Source organism: Catenulispora rubra, from assembly GCF_015356825.1.
In the GTDB taxonomy this organism is placed as follows: domain Bacteria; phylum Actinomycetota; class Actinomycetes; order Streptomycetales; family Catenulisporaceae; genus Catenulispora; species Catenulispora rubra.
The window spans coordinates 1-2,715 of sequence record NZ_JAACYW010000550.1 but is presented as its reverse complement, the minus strand read 5'-3'; the positions used below and the strand labels follow the sequence as shown (position 1 = coordinate 2,715).

Sequence of the window (2,715 nt, the reverse complement as noted above, 5' to 3'; positions counted from 1 at the left end):
GGGGCTGGCGGGGCGAGGGTCGGCATGGCGCGAAGGCTTCCTGAGTTTCGGTGGCGCGGTCGGTCGGGTCAGTGGTGGGTGATCGCGGCGCAGGCGGCGCGGGCGGAGATCATGGCCTGTTGCAGAAGCCACAGGGCTCGCTCGGCGCGTGCCTGGGCGTAGGCGCGCTCGGCTTCGCGCAGAAACCTGGCCGCGTGTCCGGCGGTGGCCTCGGGGCCACCTTCGCCCGGTTCGGGTTCCGGCGCGGGCCTTGGCGCGGGAGTCGGCCACAGGTCGGCGGCCAAGAGGTCCTTCGTCAGCGCGGCGAACAGGACCTCGTGGTCCGGCGGGGCCGGTGCGGTCGCGACGCGGGCGGCGCTCACCTCGTCCTCGACTTTAGGGTGCCAGGTGAGGTACAGGCGGTCGGCCTCGGAGCGAGTGAGGCGCTCGGCGTAGTAGGTGCGGGATTTGGTCGCGGTGGCGTTCACAGTGACAGGGTCCTTACAGGCTGCTCAGGGCGGCGGCCAGGGCGGGGCGGAAGGCTCCGCGCCGGAAGGTGAGCGGTATGGCCTGCTCGGCCTCGCAACAGACGAAGGCGTCGGCGTCGTAGTGGACTCGTCGGCATTCCGGGCAGCCCAGAGCGCGGTCCTCGCGATCGGCGCACCAGTCCTCGGCCTCGGCCCGGTCGGTCACGACCGTGGCGCCTTCGTCGCTCGTAGCGGTCTGCATCGTCAATCCTCCTTCCGGTATAGCTCGGCGGGGATGGGCTGTGCTCAGCGGTCGAGTTCGAGTCCAGTCGGGTCGGTGAGGGTAGCCAGGAACGAGGCGATCGCCTCGGCGGGTACGTGGTCGCTGAAATGCGCGGTCCAGGAGTTGCGGTTCTTGGTGTAGGGATCGGGATCGGTGTAGGCGACCTCCCACAACACACCTCTGGGCAGAGCGCTGCGGGACTCCGGTGCGAACTCGGCACGCACGCTCCCGTCGGGGCTGCGGTAGGCCACATCACCGATGCCGTTCGCGTACTGGATCCATCCGGCGTCGCGCAGTCGGTCCAAGGCGAGGTCCGGTGCTCCGGCTCCGGCGGCGTAAACCGGAACGGTGACCGGCGGCGGCATGGTCGGCTCGGAGTCCTCGGCGTGCTCGAGGGTGGCGGCCGGCGTGGTTTCAGACATGGGGGTACTCACGTTTCGCGGCAGGGTGTGGTGTGGTGGTGGCTAGGCGGGGGTGGAGATGAAGGCCATGACCGGGGCGATCGGTGCGGATCGGGAGGCGTGCCCGTAGCCATTTGCTGTGTGGCCGCCGCGTCGTAGTTCCCACTCGCGGCGGGGTTGTCCGGACCTGTCGGGGAGGTCGCTGACGCCAGACCAGACCCCGTTTTCCGTGTGGTACCAGGCGCGTTCGGGTTGCCCGGAGTTGTCCGGGGCCTGATGCCAGCCCAGGTGTGTCACGTGTGCGGCCAGGTCGTCGCGGTTCGGCGGTGCGGCGAGGTCGGCAGCGGCGGCCAGAGCGGTAGCCGGGAAGTTGAGGCCGCCGATGCGCCAGGCCGGTTGGCGGTGCGATCCGGCGTGAGTGCTCACGGCGTACAGCGCGGTGTACACGTGCGACTCGCGGTCGGGGTCATCGAGTTCAGGGTCGGGGTCGTAGCCGTCCATCCAGACTTCGTGGATCACCGCGTAGTACTTGCGGTCCGGGGAGCCGAACACCAGGGCTTCGCCGGTCGGAGGGTTGGGGATTTCGGCCGTCGTCCAGCCGATGGCGGCCAAGGCGCGGCGGTATTCGTCGAGGCGGGTGCCGTCGGTCTCGGTCATGGTGCGTCGGTGCTTTCTGCCGAAGGGTGAGGGTAGGTCGGGGCGGGAGCGGGTCAGTCTTCGTCGAAGAGCCGGGCCTTGTTCCGGTCACCGACATTGAAGGTCATCAGTTCGCTGTGTCCGGTCAGCCGCAGGGTCACGCTGCTCACTCGTATCGTCGAGCGGATCTGAACGCTGCGTTTGGCCTGGTAGATGATCCCGCGTACGGTGATCGGCGTTCCGGCAATACCCAGCCCTTTGGCTTCCGTTTCCGGTGTCACCACTGTCGTGATTTCTACGAAGTGGCCCTGATGCTCGGGGCCGAGATCGGCGCCGGTAGCAACCGGGCGGCTTTCAACATCTCTCACGCTACATTGCCTTTCGCATTCTCGAGGTCATTTTTGACAAGGCTTCGCCTGGATAGAGTTCGCTTTGTGGTTTCCGGAAGTCATTTCCGGGTATCTCTTTCCCGGTATTCCCGGGGTGTTGCTATGACCCTATCTCGATGTCTATTGCGAGTCGAGTCGGTGTTTCTGACTTTCTTTTGTGCCCGGTTCGCGTTTCCCGTCAGTGGGCTTCCCCCCGGGCACATGAAAAATATAGCTCGACCCCCGGTCACATATCCAGTCAAAATGTGGCTCTATATCTGTCGATGTTTCGCAATTCCTCGACAGTTTCCAAGGCGCCACCCGGGTTCCGGCTCTGAAACTATCGAGGCGCACGTCAGGGGCCGAAAACACCCCCGTTCCGGCGCGCCGGTCACCGGTACGCGCGCGGCGTCACGGCGCGCCGTGACCGGTGCCGCGCGCGGTTCGGGGGTACCGGCGCGCGCGGTGTGCCGTGGCGCGGAACCGCCGCACGGGCACGTCAGGGACGGTTTCGGGACCGGCGCGCCGGTCACCGGTTCCGGCCCGGTGTCCAGATTGGGGCAATTCGAGGCATCCGGGGG

At 67.2% G+C, this 2,715-nt stretch carries 5 protein-coding genes; all 5 read right to left on the bottom strand.

Annotated features, from left to right (window positions below; all coding sequences use genetic code 11):
• Positions 1–68: 68 nt before the first annotated feature.
• The 5 genes from GWK61_RS53835 to GWK61_RS53815 are packed head-to-tail and all read right to left on the bottom strand — an operon-like array spanning position 69 to position 2,134.
• Positions 69–467: a hypothetical protein gene (locus GWK61_RS53835; RefSeq protein WP_194922171.1), complete on the bottom strand. Its 399-nt coding sequence runs from the start codon at positions 465–467 to the stop codon at positions 69–71.
• 13 nt (positions 468–480) lie between these two features.
• Complete coding sequence (locus GWK61_RS53830; protein ID WP_194922170.1) at positions 481–708, bottom strand: hypothetical protein; 228 nt, start codon at positions 706–708, stop codon at positions 481–483.
• Between the two features lie 44 nt (positions 709–752).
• Positions 753–1,151: an SPDY domain-containing protein gene (locus tag GWK61_RS53825; protein ID WP_194922169.1), complete on the bottom strand. Its 399-nt coding sequence runs from the start codon at positions 1,149–1,151 to the stop codon at positions 753–755.
• Positions 1,152–1,193: 42 nt separating this feature from the next.
• A complete protein-coding gene (locus GWK61_RS53820; protein WP_194922168.1) occupies positions 1,194–1,787 on the bottom strand; it encodes a hypothetical protein in 594 nt (197 codons plus the stop codon).
• 53 nt (positions 1,788–1,840) lie between these two features.
• Entirely contained in the window at positions 1,841–2,134 is a 294-nt protein-coding gene (locus GWK61_RS53815; protein ID WP_194922167.1) for a hypothetical protein, read from the bottom strand.
• Positions 2,135–2,715: the final 581 nt, after the last annotated feature.